Consider the following 22,690-nt stretch of genomic DNA (forward strand, 5'->3'; position numbering starts at 1 on the left):
ACCAAGCTCTCATCGCACTGGCCCGACGACGAGTCAACGTCCTGCACGCCATGCTGCGCACCAGAACCGAGTACCGAACCGACCACAGGCCGGCTGCCGCTTGACAACAGCATTAGGCAGCCACCCCGTCCAGGTCGAGCTCGGCGTGCCGGATGCACCGCGTCACGCCACCGCCGGCCGTCGGTTCCAGCGGCGGCACCGCGGCCTCGCAGGCGTCGGTGCGGAACGGGCAGCGGGGGTGGAAGCGGCAGCCGTGCGGGGGGCGCGCCGGGTTGGCCGGCGTGCCGGCGATGCCCGCCCAGTCGCGGGCCCGATCGAGGTCGACGTCGGAGGCGCGCAGCAACGCCCACGGGTAGGGGTGGGCGGGGCGGCGCAGCAGCGCGTCGGTGCGCTCGTCGTCGACCACCTGCCCGCAGTACATGGTCACGACCCGCGAGCAGAGGTCGCTGACCACACCCAGGTTGTGGCTGATCAGCACCACGGACAGGCCGCGCTCGTCGGCCAGCCGGCGCAGCAGCGCGACGATCTGCGCCTGGATGGTCACGTCGAGCGCGGTCGTGGGCTCGTCGGCGATGAGCAGCGCCGGCTCGCAGACCAGCGCCATCGCGATCATCACCCGCTGGCACATGCCGCCGGACAGCTCGTGGGTGTAGGCGTCCAGGGTCCGCCGCGGCGAGGGCAGCCCGACCTGGGCGAGCAGGTCGGCACCCCGCTCGCGGGCGGCCGCCGCGGACACGTCCGGCTCGTGCGCCCGGACGACGTCGACGATCTGCTTGCCGACCGGTCGCGCCGGGTGCAGCGACGCCCGCGGCTCCTGGAAGATCATGCTGAGCCGGGTCCCGCGCAGCCGGCGCAGCTCCTCCGCGCCCGCGCCGACGAGGTCGGTGCCGGCGAAGGTGATCCGCCCGCCGATCTCGGCGCCGCGCGGCAGCAGGCCCATGACGCTCAGGCCGGTGAGGGTCTTGCCGGAGCCGGACTCGCCGACGAGGCCGACCATCTCGCCGGGCGCGCAGGAGAACGAGACGTCCGACAGCAGCGGAACCCCACCGATCGCGAGCTGCAGCCGATCGACCTCGAGCAGGTCCGGCGCCCGGCCGTCCGGCCGCTCGCGGGCGGCCGGTGCCGCTGTGCCGACCTGTGCCATCGCCGGTCCTCCTCGACCTCGGGTGGCGGACCGCGCAGTCGCGCCCCGCGCCGCGGTCATCCCGTTGGGCACCGCGCACATTCTGTACTGCCAGTACAGATAGTGTGTGGCCGACGGCCCCGTCAAGACCCAGCTGGCATCTCCTTGACGAGCATCTCCTGTTGCAAGGGCCCGCTGACGCAGGGTATTAGTAGTTAGTGTTGAATTACTGCGTCGCGATGCCGAGCCGGTTCGCGCGGCACCCGGCCGAGGAGCGGATGCCCCGGGCGCCCGGCCGTGCGCGGCCTCAGCGCGTGCCGCGCAGGAAGACGCCCGAGGCGGGCTTGGGGGAGAAGTAGGTGCTCTTGGCCGGCACGACCTCGCCGGCGTCGGCGATCGCGGTGAGGGTCTCGAGGTCCGGTGCGGGCAGCACGAACAGCGCCCCGCCGTCGGCATCGCACGCGGCGACGAGGGCGTCGGTGGGAGCCCGGGTCGCCTCCACCGCGGTGCCGGCGGGGAGGTGGTCGAGCGCGCGGGCGTGCAGCAACGAGACGTCCAGGCCGGCTGCTCCGGGTGCTCGCTCGCCGGAGAAGGTCGCGGTGTACCAGCGGCGACCGAGGTAGACCGCGATGGCCGATGCCGACGCCTCCGGCACGCCGGCGGCCGGGCGGACCTCGAAGCTCGCCTCGAGCAGGTGGCGGACCAGCGCCGCGTCGACCGGGCCGGTCAGCCGCCGGTCGAACGAGCTCAACTGCAGCCCGTCGAGCGGGTAGGCCACGCACAGGACGCCGCGGCCGGAGTCGCGCCCGGTGCGCTGCCACACCTGCAGGCTGGCCGCCACCCGGTGGTGCCCGTCGGCGATGTAGTGGGTGGCGGCGTCCACCTCGCGGCGCAGCCGGTCGGTCAGCGGGCCGTCGGGGATCGTCCACACGGTGTGGCGCGTGGCGCCGGGCCCGTCCAGGTCGCGGACCGGCGGCAGCGCGGACGTGCTCGCCAGCGTCGCCCGCAGCACGGGCCCGGCCCGGTGCAGGGTGCTCACCAGCTCGACCCGCTGCGGCGACGTGACGAGGTAGCGCGCCAGCGCGTCGACCCGGTCGGCCCGCACCGACTCGTGACCGCGCACGCGGCCGTCGAGGAACGCCTCGGGCGCGATGTCGCAGACGATGCCGACGTGCTCGGACTCCGGCGTGCGCTGCCGGTAGACGTAGAGCGCCGGGGACATCGGCTCGTAGGCGTCCGGGCTCACCGGGCGCGGTGCCACCCGGGCGTCGACCGCGACCTCGGACATGGGGGCGACCTCGTCCGCGGCGGCCTCGGCGCGGACGAGCCACGCGTCGAACGGGCGCACGGCGTTCGCGCCGCGGGGGAGCGCTGGTGCGGTTCCTGTTCCGCGCGGAGCGCGCCCGAGGGTCACCCGCGCCCCGAGGTGGTCGTCTTCAGCGGTGCGAGCAGGTCCCGGGCCATGGCGTGACGGTGCCCCGGCGCCCGGCGTTCCGCAACGGCACCCGCCGGTGGCCGGGACGACCACCGGCGGGTGCCCCGCCGGGTCCGGATGGTCAGCGCCGGCCGGTGTGCAGCGTCGGCCGGAAGACCAGCTCCTGGGTGTTGCCGTCGAGCGTGCGCTGTTCGAGCAGTTCGAGGTCGAAGTCGTCGGCGCCGCCGAGGACGGGGCTGGTCCCGGTCCGACCGGTGATCACCGGGAAGATCGTGACCTGGAGGCGGTCGACCAGGCCGGCGGCCATCAGCGCCCAGTTGAGCGACAGGCTCCCGTGCGAGCGCAGCGGTACGTCGGACTCCTCCTTGAGCCGGGCGACGACGTCGACGGCGTCGCCGCTCGCGACGGTCGCGTCCGGCCAGTCGAGACTGCCTCCCAGGGTGGACGAGACGACGGTGGTGGGCATGCCGCGCATGCGGGTGACCCAGGGATCGCGCACCTCGTCGCCCTCGGTGCTCGACCCGAGCATCTGCACGAACTGCCGGAAGGTGGTGGCCCCGAAGACCATCCGTTGCGGGGTGGCGAACGAGGCGAGGCGGTGGTCGAGCAGTTCGGGGCCCTGCTTGCCCCAGTAGCCGCCCCAGTCGCCGTCGCCCCCGTAGGAGCCGTAGCCGTCGAGGCTGGCGAAGACGTCGAAGGTGTAGGTCGCGGTCATGGGGTTCTCCGTTGGTCCTGGTCGTCGAGGGGCGGGTTGCCCTCGTCCGTGTGGACCGCGCGGAGGTGCGCATCTCATCGGTGCGCCGCTGTCACGCGCGGGACCGCCTACTGCGCCGCCCTGGCGCGACCGTCGCGGCGCAGCAGCTCGATCATGGCCTGGGCGGCGGAGTGCTCGGCCGCGTCCGGCGGCAGCGCGACCGCGATGCGACGGGTGGGACGCGGCCGCGCGAGGGGCACCGCCCGCACGGCGTGCGCGGTGGGCCCGACCGCGAGGGACGGGACCACCGCGACCCCCAGGCCGGCGGCGACGAACGCCTGCACGGCGACGTAGTCGTCGGTGCTGAACGGCGCCCGCGGTGCGAACCCGGCGGCGTGGCAGGCGCGGCGGACGATCGCGAACCACGTGCTGGTCGGGGTGCCGCCGATCCAGGTCTCGTCGGCCAGGTCGCGCAGGGTGGCCGTGGCGCGGTCGGCGAGGCGGTGGCCGGGCGGCAGGACCGCGGTGAACGGGTCGTCGAACAGCGCGACGGTGGCGAACCCGGGCGGGTGGGTGGCCGGTGCGCTGGGGTCGTCGTAGATGAGGGCGAGGTCGAGCTCGCCGCCGTGCAGGCGGGGGAGGAGGCGCTGCATGTGGTCCCCGACCACGGACAGGGTGACGTCGGGTCGGCGCAGCCCGTACTCGGCGAGCACGCCGGGGACCAGGGTGGCCAGCGCCGTCGGGAAGCCGCCCAGGCGCAGGCGGGCGCGGCGGCGGCCGGCGAGCTCGGCCAGCTCCTGCTCGGCGGCGTCCATGCGGACGAGCACGCCGCGCGCGTGCCGGACCAGCGCGTGCCCGGCCTCGGTGAGCGCGACGGGCCGGGAGCCGCGCTCGACCAGGGTCAGCCCGATGGCGTGCTCCAGTGCGGCCACGTGCTGGCTCGCGGCGGGCTGGCTCATCCCGAGCGCCGCCGCCGCGGCCGAGAACGAGCCGAGGCGGTCGATCTCGACCAGCACCTGCAGGCGTCGCACGTCGAGCACGCACTCGATAATGCCAGCTTATACCGCATCGGTCCGGATACTTGTCGTCAATGGTGGCTCGGCCCATGCTGCGTGCCCCGCAGACGGAGGAGGAGCCGAGATGACCGAGGAACTGACGGCGTTCGTGCAGAAGGGCGTCGGGGACGTCGCGGCGATGGTGAGCGGCGCGCTGGTGGCGCTGGGCGATCGGCTCGGGCTGTACGCCGCGATGGGCGACGGCGAGCCGGTGACCGCCGCGGAGCTGGCCGGGCGGACCGGCACCACCGAGCGCTACGTGCGCGAGTGGCTCGCGGCGCAGGCGGCCGGCGGGTTCCTGCATTACTGCGGGGACGAGCGGTACCGGCTCACCGCCGAGGGCGCGGTCGTGCTCACCGACGAGGACAGCCCGGTGTGCCTGGTCGGGGCGTTCCAGCTCGCGCTGGCGGCGGTGCAGTCGGTCGACCGGCTGGCCGAGGCCTTCCGCACCGGGGCCGGCATCGGGTGGGGTGAGCACCACGAGGAGCTCTACCCGGGATGCGAGCGGTTCTTCGCCCCCGGCTACCGCAACCACCTCGTGGCGTCCTGGATCCCGGCGCTCGACGGCGTCGAGCGGGCGCTGCGCTCGGGTGCCTCGGTGGCCGACGTCGGCTGCGGACACGGGGCGTCGACCCTGCTGATGGCGCAGGCGTACCCGGCGTCCACGATCACCGGGTTCGACGCGCACGCCGACTCGGTGCGGACGGCGCGCAAGGCGGCCGCCGACGCCGGCCTCGCCGAGCGCGCCCGGTTCGAGGTCGCCACCGCGGCGGACTACCCGGGCCGCTACGACCTGGTCACCTTCTTCGACTGCCTGCACGACATGGGCGACCCCGTCGGCGCCGCCCGGCACGCGCTGGCCGCGCTGCGCCCGGGCGGTCGGCTGATGGTCGTCGAGCCGATGGCCGGGGACCGGGTCGAGGACAACCTGAACCCCGTCGGCGCCGCCTACTACGGCTTCTCGACGCTGCTCTGCACGCCCGGCGCGCTCTCCCAGGGCTCCCCGACCTCGTCGGGCACGACGGCGCTGGGCGCGCAGGCCGGCGAGGACCGGCTGCGCGGTGTCCTCACCGGCGCGGGGTTCGGCACCGTCCGCCGGATCGCCGAGACACCGTTCACGATGGTGCTGGAGGCCAGGGTCTGAGGAGCGGGGACACGCATGCGGTTCGGGGCGCACCTGCCACTGGTCGACTTCGGTGACGGCTGCGTCTCCGGCGGGCAGCTGCGCGACTACGTCCGCGCGGCCCGGGACGCCGGGTTCGACACCCTGGCCGCCAACGACCACCTGCTGTGGCGGCGCCCGTGGCTCGACGGGCCGACGGCGCTGGCCGCCGCCGCGGGGTGCGCCGGGTCCATGACGCTGGCCACCACCGTGGCGCTGCCCGCGTTGCGCCACCCGGTGGTGCTGGCCAAGGCGTTGACGACGCTGGCCGTGCTGCACCCCGGGCCGGTCGTCGCCGGCATCGGCCCGGGCTCGGGCCGCGACGACTTCGCCGCGGTCGGGATCCCCTTCGCCGAACGCTGGTCCCGCTTCGACGCCGCCGCGCGGCAGCTGCGCGAGCTCCTCGCCGGCGACGGGTCCGCGGCCGCTGTGCGACCGCGGCCCGACCCGCCCCCGCAGATCTGGTACGCGGGGTGGGGGTCGGCCCGGCGGCTGCGGGCCACCGCCGCCGCCGCGGACGGCTGGATCGCCTCCGGCCACCACGGCGGCCCCGGGGAGTACGCGACGAACCGCGCGCGGCTCGACGCGCAGCTGCGGGCCGCGGGCCGCGATCCGGCCGCCTTCCCCGACATGGTCGCCACCGTGTGGTTCCACGTCACCGACGACCCGGCCGAGGCCGCCCGCGTCCTGCACGACGTCCTCGCCCCCGCGCTGCGCGCCGATCCCCGCGCCCTCGCGCGGTCCCTGCCCGTCGGTTCACCCGAGCACTGCGTGCGGGTCCTGTCCGACTACGCCCGGGCCGGCGCCCGACGGGTCCTGCTCTGGCCGGTCCGCGACGGCGTGCGCCAGCTGTGGCGGTGCGCCGAGGAGATCGCGCCCCACGTCCCCGGTGCGTCTCCGCGATGATGGCGGTCGACCGACGCGCCGCGACCCGACCGGGCCCCGGCCCGAGCAGGGGAGACCGCCGTGACCGCCGTTCCCGCCCCACTGCGCGCCTTCATCGACGCGACCAACCGCGGCGACTCCGCGGCGTTCGTCGACGCCTTCACCGAGGACGCCGTGCTCGACGACTGGGGCCGGGTCTTCCACGGCCACGAGGGCGTCTCCGCCTGGGACAGCACCGACAACATCGGCAAGCGGGCGCACTTCGAGCTCGTCGGGCTGGAGCCGACGGACGACCCCGACCGGGTCGTCGCGACGCTGACGGTGACCGGCGGCGGCTTCAACGGCACCGGGCCCATGACCTTCGAGTTCCGCGACGGCCGGATCGCCCGGCTGGTCATCTCGCCCACCGACTGACCGGTCAGAAGATCGGTGCGGTGATCTCCTGCCCGGCGAGCACGGCCCCCGCGGTCGTCATCGTGTCCGGCCGCACCACGAAGTGCTGCGTGATGGCGTGCACGTCGCGCAGCCTGCGCTGCAACGGGCTGGTGGCGTACAGCGCGCCGCCACCGCCCGCGTGGTAGGCGAAGTCGACGACGGCGGCCGCCCGGGTGGTCGCCCACACGGCCGCGGACCGGATCCGGGCCCGCTGGTCGAGGGTGAGCGGCGCCCGGGCCGATGCGGTCGTCCAGGCGTCGGCGGCCTCGGCGTGGAGCAGGGCACGGGCCGCGCGCAGGTCGGTGTCGGCCGTGGCGAGCTGGTACTGGAACAGCGGGTTCGCGGCCAGCGCCGCCGACGCGAGCAGCGGCACCTTCCCCGTCGCGACGTCGCGGATCTCCGCGAGCGCGCCCCCGGCGACGCCCAGCGCCGTGCTGGCGATGCAGAGCGCGGGCAGGGCCGGGGGTGGGATCCGCGCGATCGGCTCGTCCAGGCACGGCTCGGCGGTGAAGAGGTCGAAGCTGCGCTCGGCGGGGACGAGCACCTCCTCGGCGCGGAAGTGGTGGCTCCCGGTGCCGGCCAACCCGGACACGGTCCAGGTGTCCTGGATCGTCACGTCGCCGGGGGCGAGGACGACGATCCGCATGCGCTGCTCGTCGCCGACCTCCTCGACGCAGTTGCCGAACAGCCAGTCGGAGTGCTCGCAGCCGCTGGCGAACGGCCACCGCCCGCTGACCCGGTAGCCGCCCTCGACGCGCTCCGCGCGCCCGCAGGGGTTGATCGTCCCCCCGACGACCGCGTCGGGCCGCCCCGCGAACAGCGCGTCGAACGCCGCCCTCGGCAGCCCGACCAGGTCGCACCACGCCGCCGAGCCGATCATGACGGTCCAGCCCACCGAGGCGTCGGCCGCGGCGAGCGCCTCGTACACCCGCATCGCCTCGGGGACCGCGACGCCGAGTCCGCCGTGGCCGGGTGGGCGCAGCATCCGGAAGCAGCCGGCCCGGTGCAGCTCGTCGAGCAGGTCGGCGGGCAGCCGGCGGGCCCGTTCGATCCGGGCGGCCCGCCGGCCGATCGCCGGGGCGAGGTCGTGCACGGCGGCGAGGACCGCCTCGGCGGCGGTCGCGGTGGCGGTGCCGGTCATGGCGACGTCCGCCCGGCCGGGGCGGCGACCGCGGTGCGCAGCGCCGCCAGGAACGCCTCCGGGCGTTCCATGCCCGGGTCGTCGCCGACGTCGTCGAGCACGTGCAGCGGCCAGCCGTACCGGGCGCTGGCCGCCTCGGCGACCGGCAGCAGGACGTGCAGGTCCGCGCGTCCCCATATCAGCGTCGTCGGCACCGGGATCCGGGCGAGGTCCGCCGGCGGGATGGCGGGCAGCCCGAAGGCCGGCATGAGGTGGTCGAGCGCGGCTCCCATCTCCGGTTCGGTGGCCCGTTCGAGGGCGTAGTCGGCCACCGCTGCCCAGCCCTCGCCCCACTGCCGGCGCACACCGTCCAGGTCGACGAAGCACTGGGCGAACATGAGGTCCCGGGTGCGGGCGCTCGGCCTCTCGGCGAACTCCTGCGCCGCCGCGGCCAGGCCGGGCGCCGGCGCGAACTCGGCCAGGCCGTGCGCGCTGACCAGCACCAGACCGCTGATCGCGGCGCGCCCGACGGCGGCCCGGGCCGCCATCGCCGCGCCCAGGCCGCGGGCCACCACGACCGGCCGCTCGGGGCCGGCGAGCTCGACCAGTTCGCCGAGCCAGCGCAGCGCGTGCTCGGCGTCCAACGGGGCCGCGACGCCCGACGCGCCGTGGCCGGGCAGGTCCGCGGCGATCACCCGGTGGGTGCGCACCAGGTCGGGGAGCACCGCCAGCCAGACACCGGCGAACTCACCGGCGCTGTGCAGCAGGACCAGCGGCGGTCCGGACCCGCCGTCCAGCACCGCGGTCGAAATCCCCGCCAGCGTCACCCGGCGGTCGGTGACCGGCGACGACGCCAGCATCCGCTCACGCGTCGGATCGGCGGCGGCCCTGCTGCTCTCTCGCACGTCCTGTGGCATGCCCGCAACCCTGGCGACGACGGCGGCCGGCGCGCATCGGTCCGGCTACCCATGTCGGGCGCGGCCGGGCGTGGGTGGTTCCACCCACACCCGCAACGAAGCCTCGCCGGCCCCCTCGCAGGCCGGGACGTGTTCTCGCAGCCGTGAAGGCGGTCTCGCAGCGCGCCGGCCCGCTGCGACAACCCACCCCCGGCTGCGCGCCCCACCCCGCCCTGCGCGCCCCACCCCGCCCTGCGCGCCCCACCCCGCCCTGCGCGCCCCACCCCGCCCTGCGAGGCCCACCCCACGCTGCGCGCCCCACCCGGCGCGTCCTCGCAGACCCGGCTGCGCCACGCAGCACTCGGTGGGTGCTCGCAGCCCGCCGGCGTGCTGCGACAACCCACCCACGTCTGCGACGACCCATCCGCCCTCTGCGGGGGCACACCCAGCGCTGCGAGGACGACCCCCACTCCGGCGCCGGGACGACCGAACGGGAGCCTGGTGCCCCGGCCCCGGCCCCGGCCCCGGCCCCGGCCCGGCGCTCGGGCTCTCCGGGGCACGTCCTCGCAGCCCGGGCGGCGTATCGCAACGCGGGCGCGGTGTCGCAGCACTCGGTGGGTGCTCGCAGCCCGCCGGCGCGCTGCGACAACCCACCCACATCTGCGACGACCCACCCACCCCCTGCGAGGGCACACCCAGCGCTGCGAGGACCACCCCCACTCCGGCGCCGGGACGACCGAACGGAGTGCCCGGTGTCCCGGCCCCGGCCCCGTCCCGGCGCTCGGGCTCTCCGGGGCACGTCCTCGCAGCCCGGGCGGCGTATCGCAACGCGGGCGCGGTGTCGCAGCGCTGGGTGGGTGCTCGCAGCCCGCCGGCGCGCTGCGACAACCCACCCACGTCTGCGACGACCCACCCACCCCCTGCGAGGGCACCACCCAGCGCTGCGAAGACCACCCCCACTCCGGCGCCGGGACGACCGAACGGAGTGCCCGGTGTCCCGGCCCCGGCCCCAACGCCGGCGCTCGGGCTCTCCGGGGTACGTCCTCGCAGGCCGGGCGGCGTATCGCAGCGCGGGGCGTGGTGTCGCAGCGCGGGGGGGGGGGGGGCCGCCCGCCGGCGTGCTGCGACAACCCGCCCCGCGCTGCGACAACCCGCCCCGCGCTGCGACAACCCGCCCCGCGCTGCGACAACCCGCCCCGCGCTGCGACAACCCGCCCCGCGCTGCGACAACCCGCCCCGCGCTGCGAGGCCCGCCCCGCGCTGCGAGACCGTCCATGATCACGATCTCCGGTGGTGGTGCTGGAGAAGGCCGTGGTCGTAGGCGAAGGCGGTGGCGGCCGTGCGGGAGGGCACGTCCAGCTTGGTCAGGATGTTGCTCACGTGCCGGTCGACGGTGCGCTCGCTGAGCACGAGCAGTTCGGCGATGACCCGGTTCGACCGGCCGGCCGCGACCAGCCGCAGCACCTCCAGCTCACGCGCTGTGAGCCCGCCGGGGCAGTCCGGCGGGCCGGGGCCGACGAGGGCGGTCAGCCGGGCGAGGTCGGGGGCCGCGCCCAGCCGGGCGAAGCAGTCCCGGGCCGCGGCGAACTCCCAGGCCGCCGAGTCCTCGTCGTCGAGGCGCCGGCAGGCCAGCCCGATCAGCGTCCGCGTGCGGGCGACCTCGTAGGGCGCCTCGACCTCGTGCCACAGCCGGCCGGCTTCGCGCAGCGCCAGCAGGGCGGCGGCCGGGTCGCCCTCGGCCAGCGCGACGGCGCCGGTGGCGTAGCGGGCCATCGCGACCAGCGCGGTGCTGCCGTGCTCGCCCGCGATGCCGGTCAGCTCCTGACCGGCCGCGCGCGCCTGCGCGACGTCGCCGGCCGCCAGCATGATCTCGACGCAGGCCGGGAGCAGTCGGGCGCGCGCGAGCCGGTCGGCGGTCTCGGCCAGCACCCGGCGGATCGCCGCCGCCGCGTTGGCCGTGCGGTCCTGCGCCAGCCACAGCAGTGACAGCCCCGGTTGGGGCTGCCACCCGCGCTCGCTCGCCTCCCGGAACGCCTCCTCGGCGGCGGCGAGCTCGCCGCGCAACCGGTGGATCTCGCCGAGCCGGTACCGGGCCGCCCCGACGCCCGGCCCGCCGGACACGAAGCGCCGGCAGGCCTGGCGCGCCGCGGCGACCGCCGCCGGCCACGCCCCGCGCAGCTGCAGGCTCCCCGCCCGGTGCACCAGGCAGGTCCCGGTGAAGTTGACCATCTGGGGCTGCGCCTCGCACCAGCGGGTGAGCGCATCGGTCCACTCGCGGGTGCGCCCCACCTCGTAGACCTCCTCGCACCGCCCGATGACCAGGCAGTAGATGAGCCCGGTCAGCAGGGCCGAGGACAGCTCGCCGGCGAGCACGGCCACCATCGCCTCGTCGAACAGGGCCAGTCCCGGCCCGACGCGCCCCCGCTTCACCAGCGCGTCGCCCCGCGCGTACAACGCGAACGCCACCAGGTCCGCGTCGTGGAAGCGTTCCCCGATGTCGGCGATCGAGAGCGCGGCATCGGGGTCGCCGTCCTCGGCGAGCACCCCCAGGACGAGCCGGTAGCCGTGCTCGACGCACACGTGGCCCATGCGGTCGAGCAGCCGGTCGGCCCGCCGGGCCCAGCCGTTGGCCCGCGCCGACTCGCCCACGCTGAGCAGGCCGAGGCTGATCCAGAACGCGCAGCGCGCGGCGCCGGCCGCGTCGTCCTGGTCGACGTGGACCGCGTACGCGCGCTCCAGCGCGCGGCGGGCGTCGTCGTCGCGGCCGAGCATGTAGGCCGACATCGCCAGCGACTCCAGGTCGGCCGCGTGCAGCGGCTGCTCCCGGTCGGCCGCCGACAGCTCGGCGAACGCGTCGCGCCAGTCCCGCCGCCGGTTCGCGGCTCGACCCGAGTCCAGCGGCGAGCTCACCCGGAGCATGATGGCACGGCCGGGCCGTGACCGGGGGCGATGTCGCCGCTACGCCGGGGCGCCGGCCGGCGAGGGTGCGCGGTCGGTTGCGGGCGCCCGGAAGTGCGGCATCACCTCGGTGGCGAACAGCTCGGTGTTGCGCCGGGTCAGCTCCGCGGGCATGTCGCCGATCGGGATCATCATGGTGAGCTGGCCGAAGCCGAGTTCGTCGCGCAGCTCGCCGATGCGGTTGCGCACCGTGTCCGGGCCGCCCACGATGACCATGCCCTGCTCGATCAGCTCCTCGTAGCTGAGCTGGGAGAACCCCTTCATTCCGGAGGCGAGCATCCCGCGCAGGCCGTTCGCCGAGACGTAGCCGGGCGGGGAGACCAGTTCGACGCCCTGCCGCAGGCCGCGGTGGAACAGCCATTCGACGTGCTGCTTGGCCTCCCGGTGGGCGGCGGCGTCGGACTCGCCGATGAACACCGGGGTGGCGAAGGCCAGCTTCTCCGGCTCGGGCTGGTAGCCGAGCTCGGCGGCGGCCTTGCGGTAGCCGTCGAACCAGGTCCTGACGATGCGGACCGGGGCGTAGACCGAGGTGTAGACGTAGTGGTTCTCCGCCACCCAGCGCATCGTCTCCGGGCTGCCCGCTCCGGGGACCGCGATCGGCGGGTGCGGGGACTGCAGCGGCCGGGGCCAGATGTTGACGTAGCGGTACTCGTAGTGCTCGCCGATCCACTCGAACGGCCCCTCGGTGGTCCACGCCTTCTTGATCAGGTCGTGGGCCTCGTTGAACCGCGAGCGCGACTCGGCCGGGCTGACGCTGTGCGCGAAGTGCTCCCAGCCGATGCCGCGGACGAACCCGGACACCAGCCGCCCGCGGGTCAGGTGGTCGAGCATCGCGATCTCCTCGGCCACCCGCAGCGGGTTGCCGCGCAGCGGGATGGCGTTGCCCAGCACCAGGATCTTCGACCGGCTGGTCCGGCGGGCGAGCGCGGCGGCCATGATGTTCGGCGAGGGCATCAGCCCGTAGGCCGACTGGTGGTGCTCGTTGACCACGATCCCGTCGTAGCCGAGCTGGTCGGCGTACTCCAGCTCGTCGAGGTAGCGGTGGTAGAGGTCGACGCCCTTGGCCGGGTCGAAGTGCCGGTTGGAGAACGTCAGCGACGGCGACGGGTACTTCTCGGCGTCGTCGAAGTCGTCGGGCAGGTAGGGGTAGGGCATGAGGTGGAAGAAGTTGAACTGCATGTCGGGGACCCGCTTCCGGTTCAGTCGGCCAGGAACGAGGTGACGGCGGCGGCGACCGCGGCGGGCTGCTCGCCGTAGAGCGCGTGCCCGCAGTCCGGTACGACGACCAGCTCGGCGTCCGGGATCGTCGCCGCGTAGCGCTCGCAGTGCACGCGGGGCACGATCCGGTCCTCGCCGGCGGCGACGACCCGGGTCGGTGCGGTGATCCGGTGCAGGCGCCGTTCGAGCTTCGGGTTGTTCAGGAACGGCCGCCAGCCGAACCGGGCGAGCGCGCCCAGGTCGCGCTGGGTCTGCACGATCTGGTCGATGGTCGGTTCCACCGACAGCGCGGCCTCGACCAGGGCCGGGTCGTGGAACAGGGCCCGCATCAGCTGCGGCGGCGTCATCAGGAACAGGTCGGCGACCATCGCCTCGGGCACCCGCAGCCCGACCGGTCCGAGCAGCACGAGCTTGCGGATGCGCTCGGGGGAGTGCACGGCCAGCTCGGCGGCGACCCAGCCGCCGAAGGAGGCGCCGACCAGGTCGACCTGGTCCAGCTCGAAGCGGTCGAGCAGGTCGAGGTAGTGGTAGACGAGGTCGTCGACGGTGGTCAGCTCGGGCAGGTCGGCGGAGGCGCCGAACCCGGGGTGGTCCGGGGCGAGCAGGTCCGTGCGCTCGCTGAGCAGCTGGTGGAACGGGTTCCACTCGCCGGCCCCGCCCGCGGCGTGCAGGAACAGGGTGGGGCGGCCCTCACCGGCCCGGAAGTAGCTGATCCAGCCACTGCCCGCGGTCAGGCGCTGCGCGGCGATCGCGGCGGGTTCGACTGCCTGGGACATGCGTCCTCCTGTCGGGAAACCTGGCGCGTGCCTCGACGCTATGCCGACGCCGCGATCACCGGCGAGCCGCTTCCTGCACGTCGGCTGGCCGATTCCTGCAGGGACGGCCGCTTGACTTCGCCCGACCGGCGCGGCGAAGCTGGCCCGGCGGCACGGCGCTGTGGACGAGCCTGCGGAGTCGACGATGACAACGGCCCAGACAACGGCGGCCCGGACGACGGCCCTGCCCGACGAGTCGGACTACCGCGTCGGCGCGCCATTGGGCTTCACCTCGACGGACCCGGACGAGGCGCGCACGCGCACCGAGCGGCTCCTGCAGTGCGACCACCGGATGACGCTGCTCGACGGCGGCCCGGACTTCGCCGCCCGGGTCGGGTTCTCGTCCCTCGACGGCTTCAGCGTGATGGCCTCGACCTACGGCCGACCCGTCGAGATCGTCTGCCGCCCGCCGATCCCGTGGGTGACGATCAGCCTCATCTCCGGCGGGCGGGCCCTGTTCAGCGGGGCCCGCGGGGACGACACGGTGGTGGCCGCCGACCGCGCCGCCGTGCTCGCCTACGACCGCGGTGTGCGGATGCGCTGGGAGCCCGGGGTCAGCCAGCTCATGATCGCGGTGTCGAAGAGCCGGATCGAGCGCTTCCTGCAGCGGCTGCTGCAGGAGCCGCTGCGCGAGCCGCTGCGCTTCGACACCGCCGTGGACCTCGACGGCGACGGGCGGGGCATCGCCGGTTCGGTGAGCGCCATCCGCCGGGTGCTGACCCGGTACGGCCCGGCCGGGCCGCCGCCCGTGCTGAGCGCCGAGCTCGAGCACAGCCTGCTCAGCGCGCTGCTGTTCGGCCAGCGGCACAACTACAGCGACGCCATGCTGAGCCCGTCGCCGCGGCCGTCGGCGCGGGTGGTGGGGCGGGTCCTCGAACTGCTGGAGTCGGCCTGGGACACCCCGCTCAGCATCGCCGACCTGGCCGAGCACGCCGGGGTGAGCCAGCGGTCGCTGCACGCCGCGTTCCACCGCCAGCTGGGCGTGTCGCCGATGGCCTACGTGCGGCGCCGTCGCCTGGAGCGGGCCCGCGAGGACCTGCTCCGCGCCGCGCCGACGGGCTCGACGACGGTGACCTACGTCGCCCTGCGCAACGGGTTCGCGCACGGCGGCCGGTTCGCCGCGGCGTACCGGCGGACCTTCGGCGAGTCGCCGTCGGACACCCTGCGGCGCGCGGCCGCCCCGGGAGGGGTCTGACCGTCCGGGTCAGCTCCGCTCCGCCAGGCGGGCCTTGCCGGCGATCTCGTACAGCTCGTCGGAGATGTAGGCGTGCTGCACGGCGGCCGAGAGGTTGCGCAGGTGGCGCTGCAGGGGGTGGTCGAGCGCGAGCGCGCGGCCGCCGGCGTACCGGATGATCTTCGCCACGACGTCCACGCACTCCTCGACGACGTAGGTGTGCTGGGCGCGGATCGCCGCGACGTCGGCGGCGCCGAGCGGCGAATCGCTCGTCGTCGCCGCGTGGACCCGCTCGACGGCGTCGCGGTAGAGCAGCCGGGCGGCGCGCAGCCGGCACTCGCAGTGCGCGATGTCCTTCTGGAAGGCGGCGCGCTCGCCCACGGTGGGGCCGCCGGGCAGCCGCGCGGTCCGGCCGGCGAGGTCGTACATGTCGTCGATGGCGCGCCGGGCGATCCCGACGGTCACCGGGGCGAGCTCGTTGGACACGAAGAGCTCGACCGGCTGCCGGTAGATGTCGCCGCCCCGCCGCGGCTGCACCCCACCGCTCCAGCTGAGCGTCCGGCCGGTTGGCACGAACACCCCGGCCACCGAGACGTCGCAGCTCCCGGTGCCCTGCAGGCCGGCGACGTGCCAGGTGTCGTGCACCGTCGTCTCGGACTTCGGCACGACGACGACCACCATCTCCCCGGGCGCGCCCTCGACCGCGCACCCGGCCAGCAGCCAGCCGGAATGCAGGATGCCGCTGCAGAAGCTCCATCGGCCGGTCACCAGGTAGCCGCCCGGCGCCGCGGCGGCCGTGCCGCGCGGGGTGATCTGGCCGGCGAGGACGGGCAGGTCGTCGGCGTCGGGGAACACCTCGGCGACGCCGTCGTCCGGGAGCCAGCCGGCGGCGATGCCGGTCGTCCCGTTGCCCACCATGGCCGCCCACCCGGCCGAGGCGTCGTAGTAGGCGATCTCCTCCAGGACGTCGCAGAAGTCGAGCGGGTCGAGCTCGGCGCCCCCGAGGGCGACCGGCGTCTTGAGCCAGAACAGGCCCAGCCCGCGCATCAGCGCGACGACGTCGGCGGGCATCGTCCGCTCGACCTCGGCCTGCCGGGCCGCACCCTCGAACCGGTCCCGGTGCCGGCGGACCGCGGTGAGGACGTCCTCCGCGCGGCGGGCGCGCGAGGACGCGAGCACGTCGGTCATCTCCTGGCCTCCCTCGGTCGCCGGTTCCACCCGGCCGGCACGACCCTCGCCGCCGGACGGGCCGCGGACAAGCCGATCCCCGCACCGGGGGGTTGCAGCTTCCGGACAGCGCACGGAGGACCGGCTTGACCACCCGCTGTCAGCGCAGCGGCCCGAAGAACGCCCGCAGGTCCGCGGCGAGCTGGTCCGGGGCTTCCATCGCGGGGAAGTGCAGGCCGCGCTCGAACTCCGTCCAGTGGGCCTCGGGCGGGGCCGGGACCAGTCGGCGGACCGTCTCGTCCGCGCCGAAGACCGCAAAGCCCTGCGGCACGTCCGGTGGCGCTCCCCAGTCCGCGGAGTGCGCCTGCTCGTAGAGGGTGTGCGCGGCGCCGGCGCCGGAGCCGGTGAACCAGTACAGACTGACCGTGGTGAGCAGTTGGTCGCGGTCGATCGGGAGGTCGGTCCAGGCCTCGAACTTCTCCGCGATCCAGGCCAGCTGCAGCAGCGGCGAGTCGACCAGGCCGTAGCCGATGGTCTGCGGGCGGGTGTTCTGGATGGCGAGGTAGCCCGAGCCGTCGGTGCGGAACTCGGCCATCCGGTCCAGGATCAGCTTGTCCACCGGGTCGTTCCCGTCGAGCCGGTCGGCCAGCCCGGGGATGAAGGTGGCGACGTTCGCGGCCGTCAGCGGGTCGGTCACCACGTGCACGCCGGTGACGTGGCTGCCGTCGAGGGCGGCCACCAGGCCGGACACCCCGCCGCCGATGTCCCCGCCGTGCACGCCGTAGCGCTGGTAGCCCAGCCGGCGCATCAGCTCGACCCAGGCCCGCGCGGTGCGGCCCATCGTCCAGCCGGTCGAGGCCAGCGGGGTGGAGAACGCGTAGCCGGGCAGGGACGGCGCGACGACGTGGAACGCCGGCCCCTCGGCCGGGTCGACGAGGGGGCCGATGAGGTGCAGGAACTCCGCGACCGAGCTGGGGAAGCCGTGGGTGATCAGCAGCGGTGTCGCGTCCGGCCGGTCGGAGCGGACGTGCAGGAAGTGGATGCGCTGGCCGTCGATCTCGGTGGTGAACTGCGGGAACCGGTTGAGCTCCGCCTCCCGGGCGCGCCAGTCATGGCCGGTGCGCCAGTGCTCGGCCAGCTCCTTCAGGTGCTCCAGCGGCACGCCGCGGGTCCAGCCCACGCCGGGCAGCTCACCGGGCCAGCGGGCGGTGGCCAGCCGGTCGTGCAGGTGCTTCAGGTCGGCTTCGGGCACCTCGATGCGGAAGGGCCGGATCTCGTCGCTCATCGCGCTTCTCCTCCGTCGCGGAACTTCGGTCTGAAGAGGAACCTACGAGCAATCCCAGGAACGGTTCGTTCCTAGATGGCGGGGCAGAATCGACGGATGTTGGAGACCTCGGCGCGGCTGCTGCGGCTGCTGTCCCTGCTGCAGGCCCGGCGCGACTGGACCAGCGCGGAGCTCGCGGACCGGCTCGACGTCACGACCCGCACCGTCCGCAACGACGTGGACCGGCTGCGCAGGCTCGGCTACCCGGTCGAGGCCCGCCCGGGGGTGGCCGGCGGGTACCGGCTCGGGGCCGGCGGCACGCTGCCGCCGCTGCTGCTCGACGACGAGGAGGCGGTCGCGGTCGCCGTCGCGCTGCGCACGGCCGCGGGCGGCTCGGTCGCCGGCATCGAGGAGACCTCGCTGCGGGCGCTGACGAAGCTGCAGCAGATCCTCCCGCCGCGGCTGCGCCACCGGGTCGAGGCGTTCCGGTCCGCCACCGTGCCGATGCCGTCGCGCGGCGCGCAGGTCGATCCGGAGGTGCTGACCGCGCTCGCCACGGCGTGCCGGAACCGGGAGCGGCTGCGGTTCGACTACCGGGCGCACTCGGGCGCCGCCAGCCGCCGGCAGGTGGAGCCCTACCGGCTGGTCAACGACCGCCGCCGCTGGTACCTGCTGGCCTGGGACCTGGATCGGGACGACTGGCGGACCTTCCGGATCGACCGGGTCGACCCGAAGACCCCGACCGGCCCGCGCTTCACCCCGCGCGCCCTGCCCCCCGACCACGAGATCACCGCGCGGCTGGCCCGGGGCATCGGCGAGGCGACCTGGCGGTACCGGGCCCGGGTGGTCGTGCACGCGCCCGCGGCGCACGTGCGGGGCAGGATGCCGATCCCGGTGGACGTCGAGCCCCTCGGCGACGACCGGTGCGCCTTCGTGCCCGGCTCCGACGATCCGCGGACGCTCGCGATGTACCTGGTGATGCTCGACGCGGACTTCCACGTCGTCGACGCGCCGGAGCTGGTGGACGCGGTCCGCGGGCTCGCCGGGCGCCTGCAGCGCGCGGTCGAGGCCAGCGGGGACGCAGCCAGCAGCTGAGCAGCGCTGTTGGTCGGCGCCCTCGCCGCGGTGGGGCCGGTGTTCGCCGTCCCGGCGGCCGGCAAGGCGGTCGTGCGCGGTCCGGCGGGTCGGTTCGCGCTGCCGCTGACCGAAGCCCCCCGGGTTCAGGTGGTGGCGCGGATCTCGTCGAGCGTGCGGGGCTGGGTGAGTCGCCAGTGGTTGCCGAACGGGTCGCGGAAGGCCGCGTCGATGCCGTAGAACCGTTCCTCGGGCTCCTCGGTGATGTGCACGCCCCGCGCCTGCAGTTCGGCGCAGGTGGCCCGGCAGTCGTCCGTGGCCAGCGCACCGATGCCCAGGTAGCCGCGGGCGAGCAGGCTGCGCAGCTGGCCGGCGATCGGCTCGGGGACCACCGGGGGCTCCGGCACGACCAGCATCATCGGTTGGTCGGGGCGCCCCGGCGGGTGCACGGTGAGCCAGCGGAACCCGTCCAGCTCGCGGTCGATGCCGACCTCGAAGCCGAGCACGTCGACGTAGAAGCGCTTGGCCTGGTCGAGGTCGGCGACGTTCAGGCAGACCAGCGCGAACCCGGTGATCACGGTCGGCGAGCGTAGGGCGTCCCGACGAACTCCCGCACGGCCGCGGCCAGCGCCGCGGGTTCCACGTCGTGCGTCTGCTGCGGCAGCACCCGGTGCGTGGCCCCCGGGACGGCCGCCGCGGCGGCCGCGCCGACGGCCCGGAACCAGTCCGGGCCGGCGCCGCCGGTGAGCACGGCGGTGGGGGCGGTGATCGCGGCGAACCGCTCGCCCGGGACGGCGCCGTCGCCCATCACCGCGGCGTCGTAGGCCAGTGTCGGGGCGAGCGCCTCGCCCTGGGCCCAGTACGGCGACCGCCGCATCCCGGCGATCGCCTCGGGCGGCATCCCGACCACCGTCATGAACAGCGCCAGTGCGTCGCCGCGCCGGCCATCGGCCAGCAGGGCGCGGGTCTGCTCCGCGTACTCGCGGGCGGCCCGCTGGGCGGTCGGGTCGAGCCGGAACGGCGGCTCCCAGAGCACCAGGTGGCTGATCGGCAGGCCGGCCGCGGCCGCGTGCGCGGCCAGCACGGCCCCGGACGAGAGCCCGACGACCACCGCGGTCCCGCCGGCCGCGGCGAGCAGGATCTCCAGGTCCTCGATCTCGCGCCGGACGGCGTAGGGCGGGGTGTCCGTGCTGTCGCCGCGGCCGCGGCGGTCGTAGTTGAGCACGGTGAAGTGGGCGGCGAGCCCGTCGGCGAGGCGGGCGTCGACGGCGCGGTCGCACGCCGCACCGGCCACGAGCACCAGCGGGGCGCCGGTGCCGATCTGGTCGAAGGCGATGGTGGTGCCATCCGCCGAGGTCACGGTCTGCATGGCCGCAACGGTAGGAACCGGGTGCGCTGGACCGCTTCTCCAAACGTGCCCAGCAGTCGTTCAGCGGGCCGGGCGGGTGAACCGGCGGACCAGGCAGCCGGGGATGGCGCTCAGCTCGTCGGGTGCGGTCGCGGCGGGGTAGGCCGTCGGGCTCTGCCCGACGAACCGGCGGAACTGGGCGCTGAACGAGCCGAGGCTGGTGAAGCCGACCGCCAGGCAGACCTCGGTCACCGGCAGCTCGCCGGCGCGCAGCAGCGCCTTGGCCCGCTCCAGCCGCCTGCGCAGCAGGTACTGGTGCGGGGACTCGCCGAACGCGGCCCGGAACGACCGGCTGAAGTACGCCGGGGAGACGTGCGCGCTGCGGGCGAGCGCGGGCACGTCGAGGGGCGCGGCGTAGGCGCGGTCCATCAGGTCGCGCACTCGCAGCAGGTGGCGCGAGAGCGGGATCGGCGGCGCCGTCGTCACGGTGGCACGGTACCGGCGCGCCGCCGGTGTGCGGTGTCCCTCGCCCGTGGCCGGGGAACCCGCGGCCCCGATCCGCTGGTCGGTACCGGCTGGGACCGAGTGGCGGCCGGACCGCGGTCCAGCGCGGCCCGTGCTCCCCCATGGGGTGACCCACCTGGTCACCGCCGCCGCGGAGGGGGCAGGCTCGGGCGGGGTGAGCGTGCGTGCGGCTAGGGTGACGGACGGCCCGCGGACGAGGGGTCCGGCGTCTGCACCAGGTCGGGACTCGTCCGCCGGGGGAGGTGGCTGCAGGTGCCTGCTCGGCCAGGTGTTGTCGAGGCTGTGCCCGACGGCGCCGGCGTGCGGGTGTGGTGCGTGCGCGATCCCGATCTCGGTGTCCTGCTGCACAAGGAGGCGCTCGGCGAGGGCGCGCTGGAGCGGATCGCGCACGAGGCGTCCGTCCTCGGTCGTCTCGTGGGGGTGCCGGGGGTGCCGGTGCTGCGGCCGTCGGTGGACCCACGCGTCCTGGTGGCCGTCGTGTCCGACGGCCGGCTCCTCTCGGACGCCCTGGCCGAGCGCAGGCTGTCCGTGCGCGAGGTCGTCGCGTTGGGGCAGCATCTCGCGTCGACGCTGAAGGCGGTGCACGAGGCCGGCGTCGCGCACCACGGCCTGCACCCCGGCAACGTGCTGCTGGTCGAGGGCGGGGTCGAGCTGGTCGACTTCGCGCTCGCGACGATGACCGCCGAGGTCCGCCCCGGGTTCACCCACCACCGGGAGATCCTCGGTCCGCTGCGCTACCTGTCGCCCGAGCAGACCGGGCGGACCGGGTCCGCGGTCGACCACCGGTCCGACCTGTACGCCGTCGGCGCCGTGCTCCACGAGGCGGCGACCGGGCGGCCGCCGTTCGTCGAGGAGGACGCCTTCGAGCTGCTCCGGGAGATCCTCACCCGGGAGCCGACGCCGGTGACGGTGCTGGACCCGACGCTGCCGGCCGCGCTGGGCGCCGTGCTGGCCCGGCTGCTGGAGAAGGAACCCGATCGCCGCTACCAGTCCGCCGCCGGCCTCGCCCACGACCTCGCCCGGATCGCCGCCGGCGCCGTGGCGCCGTTCGCGCTGGGGGAGCGGGACTTCCCCGGCCGGCTCACCCCGCCGACGCAGCTGGTCGGCCGGGATCGCGAGATCGGGATCCTGGCCGCGGCGGTGGACGCCGTCGCCGACCCGGCGGGCAGTGGCGACCGGGGTCCCGGCGGGGTCCTGCTGGTCACCGGCGGCCCCGGCATCGGCAAGTCGGCGCTGGTCGGCACCCTGCGCCAGCGGGTGACCCGGCGCGGCGGGTGGTTCGTCTCCGGCAAGGCCGACCAGGTCGTGCGCGACTCCTCCGCGGGGCTGCGGTCGGCCCTGCGGGGTCTGGCCCGGCTGCTGCTGGCCGAGCCGCCGGCGGCGCTGGAGCGCCGGGCCCGGGAGCTGCGGCTGCGGCTGGGGTCGAACGCGTCGGTCCTGGTCGCGATCGCCCCCGAGTTCGCCCAGGTGCTGGGGGAGCGGGCCGGTGCGGCGGCCCTGGACGAGCACGAGGGGGAGGACCGCATCCAGCAGGCCGTGGTCGACCTGCTCCGGGTGGTCGCCTCGCCCAGCTGCCCGATCGTGCTCTTCTTCGACGACCTGCAGTGGGCCCCGCCCGGCGCGCTGGACATGCTCGACGCCATCGTGAACGCCCCGGCGATCGACGGCCTGCTGGTGGTGGGGGCGTACCGCGATGACGACGCCGACGCGCGGCTGGCCGCGGTGGTGGGCGGCTGGGCGCGTTCGGCGGCGTCGACGGTGGTGCGGCTGGACCCGCTCGGGGTGGCCGATCTCGCGGTCCTGCTCGAGCACGTGCTGCGGCTTCCCGCCGGGCGGTCCGCGGTGCTCGCCGGGGTCCTCGCGGAGCGCACGGGCGGCAACCCCTTCGACACGATCGAGCTGCTGAACTCGCTGCGCGAGCACGGCGCCCTGGTGCTCGAGGAGGGTGGGTGGACCTGGGACGAGGCCGCGGTCCGCCACCACGTCGGCCGCAGCGACGTCGTCGCGCTGCTCACCACCCGCATCGAGAACCTCGGGCCCGACGCGGTGCACGTGCTCGGCGTCATGGCGTGCCTGGGCGACGAGGTGTCGGGGACCGACCTCGCCATCGCCTGCGCGACCACCGTCGAGCAACTCGTCGCCCACCTGCACCAGCCGCTGGCCGCCGGCCTCGTGACCGCCGCGCGGCCCGGTCGCCGCGCGGCCGAGGACGTCCTGGGCCAGCTGCGGTTCCGCCACGACCGCGTGCAGCAGGCCGCGTTCGAACGGCTCGGCGCACCGCAGCGGCGCGCGTTGCGGGCCCAGGTGGGCTGGCGGCTCGCCGCGGCGGGACGGCGGTTGCC

20 protein-coding genes are annotated in these 22,690 nt (G+C 75.4%); 6 read left to right on the forward strand and 14 right to left on the reverse strand.

The annotated features are described in order from the left end of the window. Positions 1–112 precede the first annotated feature (112 nt). From KIK08_RS25405 to KIK08_RS25420, 4 genes are all read right to left on the reverse strand, one after another. A complete protein-coding gene (locus KIK08_RS25405) occupies positions 113–1,144 on the reverse strand; it encodes an ABC transporter ATP-binding protein (RefSeq protein WP_214405769.1) in 1,032 nt (343 codons plus the stop codon). A 286-nt stretch (positions 1,145–1,430) separates the two neighbouring features. Beyond that, positions 1,431–2,471, reverse strand: a complete 1,041-nt coding sequence (locus KIK08_RS25410; RefSeq protein ID WP_214405770.1) for a DUF1015 family protein — start codon at positions 2,469–2,471, stop codon at positions 1,431–1,433. 208 nt (positions 2,472–2,679) lie between these two features. Then, positions 2,680–3,273 carry a dihydrofolate reductase family protein gene (locus KIK08_RS25415; protein ID WP_214405771.1) on the reverse strand — a complete coding sequence of 198 codons (594 nt, stop codon included), beginning with the start codon at positions 3,271–3,273 and terminating at the stop codon, positions 2,680–2,682. A gap of 107 nt (positions 3,274–3,380) precedes the next feature. Next, on the reverse strand, positions 3,381–4,292 hold the full coding sequence (locus KIK08_RS25420) for a LysR family transcriptional regulator (protein ID WP_214405772.1): 912 nt from the start codon (positions 4,290–4,292) through the stop codon (positions 3,381–3,383). A gap of 100 nt (positions 4,293–4,392) precedes the next feature. Here KIK08_RS25420 and KIK08_RS25425 point away from each other — a divergent pair, with 100 nt between their 5' ends. The 3 genes from KIK08_RS25425 to KIK08_RS25435 are packed head-to-tail and all read left to right on the forward strand — an operon-like array spanning position 4,393 to position 6,768. Beyond that, a complete protein-coding gene (locus KIK08_RS25425; protein WP_214405773.1) occupies positions 4,393–5,451 on the forward strand; it encodes a class I SAM-dependent methyltransferase in 1,059 nt (352 codons plus the stop codon). Positions 5,452–5,466: 15 nt separating this feature from the next. After that, a complete protein-coding gene (locus KIK08_RS25430; RefSeq protein ID WP_214405774.1) occupies positions 5,467–6,375 on the forward strand; it encodes an LLM class flavin-dependent oxidoreductase in 909 nt (302 codons plus the stop codon). A 60-nt stretch (positions 6,376–6,435) separates the two neighbouring features. After that, positions 6,436–6,768, forward strand: a complete 333-nt coding sequence (locus tag KIK08_RS25435) for a nuclear transport factor 2 family protein (protein WP_214405775.1) — start codon at positions 6,436–6,438, stop codon at positions 6,766–6,768. 4 nt (positions 6,769–6,772) lie between these two features. On the opposite strand, the gene KIK08_RS25440 is transcribed toward KIK08_RS25435, so the two are convergent. The 5 genes from KIK08_RS25440 to KIK08_RS25460 form a co-directional block, all read right to left on the reverse strand. Further along, positions 6,773–7,930: an acyl-CoA dehydrogenase family protein gene (locus tag KIK08_RS25440; RefSeq protein ID WP_214405776.1), complete on the reverse strand. Its 1,158-nt coding sequence runs from the start codon at positions 7,928–7,930 to the stop codon at positions 6,773–6,775. Next, positions 7,927–8,826, reverse strand: a complete 900-nt coding sequence (locus KIK08_RS25445) for an alpha/beta fold hydrolase (RefSeq protein WP_214405777.1) — start codon at positions 8,824–8,826, stop codon at positions 7,927–7,929. The genes KIK08_RS25440 and KIK08_RS25445 overlap by 4 nt, the downstream gene beginning before the upstream one ends. Before the next feature lie 1,257 nt (positions 8,827–10,083). Next, positions 10,084–11,715, reverse strand: a complete 1,632-nt coding sequence (locus tag KIK08_RS41380; protein ID WP_308257878.1) for a response regulator transcription factor — start codon at positions 11,713–11,715, stop codon at positions 10,084–10,086. Positions 11,716–11,763: 48 nt separating this feature from the next. Next, the gene (locus KIK08_RS25455) at positions 11,764–12,942 is read right to left on the reverse strand and encodes an LLM class flavin-dependent oxidoreductase (protein WP_214405779.1); all 1,179 of its coding nucleotides are present in this window, start codon (positions 12,940–12,942) and stop codon (positions 11,764–11,766) included. Positions 12,943–12,962: 20 nt separating this feature from the next. Then, positions 12,963–13,757, reverse strand: coding sequence for an alpha/beta fold hydrolase (locus KIK08_RS25460; RefSeq protein WP_214405780.1), 795 nt, complete (start codon positions 13,755–13,757; stop codon positions 12,963–12,965). Between the two features lie 184 nt (positions 13,758–13,941). Here KIK08_RS25460 and KIK08_RS25465 point away from each other — a divergent pair, with 184 nt between their 5' ends. Then, on the forward strand, positions 13,942–14,991 hold the full coding sequence (locus tag KIK08_RS25465) for an AraC family transcriptional regulator (protein ID WP_214405781.1): 1,050 nt from the start codon (positions 13,942–13,944) through the stop codon (positions 14,989–14,991). A gap of 9 nt (positions 14,992–15,000) precedes the next feature. Here the strand turns inward: KIK08_RS25465 and KIK08_RS25470 are convergent, their stop codons facing one another. Then, positions 15,001–16,158: an acyl-CoA dehydrogenase family protein gene (locus KIK08_RS25470; RefSeq protein ID WP_214405782.1), complete on the reverse strand. Its 1,158-nt coding sequence runs from the start codon at positions 16,156–16,158 to the stop codon at positions 15,001–15,003. A gap of 139 nt (positions 16,159–16,297) precedes the next feature. Continuing rightward, on the reverse strand, positions 16,298–17,422 hold the full coding sequence (locus KIK08_RS25475; RefSeq protein ID WP_214405783.1) for an epoxide hydrolase family protein: 1,125 nt from the start codon (positions 17,420–17,422) through the stop codon (positions 16,298–16,300). 96 nt (positions 17,423–17,518) lie between these two features. On the opposite strand from KIK08_RS25475, the gene KIK08_RS25480 reads away from it, so the two are divergent. Next, the gene (locus KIK08_RS25480) at positions 17,519–18,496 is read left to right on the forward strand and encodes a helix-turn-helix transcriptional regulator (protein ID WP_214405784.1); all 978 of its coding nucleotides are present in this window, start codon (positions 17,519–17,521) and stop codon (positions 18,494–18,496) included. Positions 18,497–18,621: 125 nt separating this feature from the next. On the opposite strand, the gene KIK08_RS25485 is transcribed toward KIK08_RS25480, so the two are convergent. From KIK08_RS25485 to KIK08_RS25495, 3 genes are read right to left on the reverse strand one after another with little or no spacing between them, the layout of a single operon-like run. Then, the gene (locus KIK08_RS25485; RefSeq protein WP_308257879.1) at positions 18,622–19,053 is read right to left on the reverse strand and encodes a VOC family protein; all 432 of its coding nucleotides are present in this window, start codon (positions 19,051–19,053) and stop codon (positions 18,622–18,624) included. Further along, positions 19,050–19,844 carry an alpha/beta fold hydrolase gene (locus KIK08_RS25490; RefSeq protein ID WP_214405785.1) on the reverse strand — a complete coding sequence of 265 codons (795 nt, stop codon included), beginning with the start codon at positions 19,842–19,844 and terminating at the stop codon, positions 19,050–19,052. The genes KIK08_RS25485 and KIK08_RS25490 overlap by 4 nt, the downstream gene beginning before the upstream one ends. A 60-nt stretch (positions 19,845–19,904) precedes the next feature. After that, positions 19,905–20,252 (reverse strand): helix-turn-helix transcriptional regulator, encoded by a 348-nt coding sequence (locus KIK08_RS25495; protein WP_214405788.1) that lies wholly within the window; start codon positions 20,250–20,252, stop codon positions 19,905–19,907. Positions 20,253–20,663: 411 nt separating this feature from the next. On the opposite strand from KIK08_RS25495, the gene KIK08_RS25500 reads away from it, so the two are divergent. Next, on the forward strand, positions 20,664–22,690 hold a 2,027-nt coding region (locus KIK08_RS25500; protein ID WP_214405786.1), incomplete at its 3' end, for an ATP-binding protein.

It is taken from the genome of Pseudonocardia lacus (assembly GCF_018531445.1).
In the GTDB taxonomy this organism is placed as follows: Bacteria; Actinomycetota; Actinomycetes; order Mycobacteriales; family Pseudonocardiaceae; genus Pseudonocardia; species Pseudonocardia lacus.

What these genes read in the sequence shown, in the direction of transcription:
- KIK08_RS25440 (WP_214405776.1), bottom strand. Translation starts at nt 7,930, where the DNA reads ATGACCGGCACCGCCACCGCGACCGCCGCCGAGGCGGTCCTCGCCGCC.
- KIK08_RS25470 (WP_214405782.1), bottom strand. Translation starts at nt 16,158, where the DNA reads ATGACCGACGTGCTCGCGTCCTCGCGCGCCCGCCGCGCGGAGGACGTC.
- KIK08_RS25425 (WP_214405773.1), top strand. Translation starts at nt 4,393, where the DNA reads ATGACCGAGGAACTGACGGCGTTCGTGCAGAAGGGCGTCGGGGACGTC.
- KIK08_RS25415 (WP_214405771.1), bottom strand. Translation starts at nt 3,273, where the DNA reads ATGACCGCGACCTACACCTTCGACGTCTTCGCCAGCCTCGACGGCTAC.
- KIK08_RS25480 (WP_214405784.1), top strand. Translation starts at nt 17,519, where the DNA reads ATGTTGGAGACCTCGGCGCGGCTGCTGCGGCTGCTGTCCCTGCTGCAG.
- KIK08_RS25460 (WP_214405780.1), bottom strand. Translation starts at nt 13,757, where the DNA reads ATGTCCCAGGCAGTCGAACCCGCCGCGATCGCCGCGCAGCGCCTGACC.
- KIK08_RS25465 (WP_214405781.1), top strand. Translation starts at nt 13,942, where the DNA reads ATGACAACGGCCCAGACAACGGCGGCCCGGACGACGGCCCTGCCCGAC.
- KIK08_RS25475 (WP_214405783.1), bottom strand. Translation starts at nt 17,422, where the DNA reads ATGAGCGACGAGATCCGGCCCTTCCGCATCGAGGTGCCCGAAGCCGAC.
- KIK08_RS25405 (WP_214405769.1), bottom strand. Translation starts at nt 1,144, where the DNA reads ATGGCACAGGTCGGCACAGCGGCACCGGCCGCCCGCGAGCGGCCGGAC.
- KIK08_RS25455 (WP_214405779.1), bottom strand. Translation starts at nt 12,942, where the DNA reads ATGCAGTTCAACTTCTTCCACCTCATGCCCTACCCCTACCTGCCCGAC.
- KIK08_RS25490 (WP_214405785.1), bottom strand. Translation starts at nt 19,844, where the DNA reads ATGCAGACCGTGACCTCGGCGGATGGCACCACCATCGCCTTCGACCAG.
- KIK08_RS25445 (WP_214405777.1), bottom strand. Translation starts at nt 8,826, where the DNA reads ATGCCACAGGACGTGCGAGAGAGCAGCAGGGCCGCCGCCGATCCGACG.
- KIK08_RS25430 (WP_214405774.1), top strand. Translation starts at nt 5,467, where the DNA reads ATGCGGTTCGGGGCGCACCTGCCACTGGTCGACTTCGGTGACGGCTGC.
- KIK08_RS25495 (WP_214405788.1), bottom strand. Translation starts at nt 20,252, where the DNA reads ATGGACCGCGCCTACGCCGCGCCCCTCGACGTGCCCGCGCTCGCCCGC.